1 protein-coding gene is annotated in these 365 nt (G+C 30.4%); it reads right to left on the reverse strand.

Annotation, left to right across the window (positions count from 1 at the left end; genetic code table 11):
* Positions 1-169: 169 nt before the first annotated feature.
* Positions 170-365 (reverse strand): hypothetical protein (locus ACVC2P_RS17230; RefSeq protein WP_452597644.1); only part of this gene is annotated, 196 nt, incomplete at its 5' end.

The raw sequence follows: 365 nt of genomic DNA on the forward strand, positions 1-365 counted from the left end.
ACTTTAACTTCTTTTATATCATGGTTTGATGTTTCTACTACCGTTTCTGTATTTGATGTAGGTAATACTGCGGTTAATAAGCCTATTGATAGTATCGCTATTAGTGTAAGTTTAATGTATTTCATGTTTGTTTGTTTTTAATTAATTGGTATATGTAGGGTTATAAATATTATCCGTTTTCTGGAACGCTTGCTTTGTCCTTTTTGTTAAATACACTCGACAACTCTACTTTAACTTCTTTTATATCATGGTTAGATGTTTCTACTACCGTTTCTGTATTTGATGTAGGTAATACTGCGGTTAATAAGCCTACGGCTAGAATGCCTAGTAAAGTAATTTTGAAGGTTTTCATAATTGTTTGTTTT

This window comes from Pontimicrobium sp. MEBiC01747 (assembly GCF_053601635.1).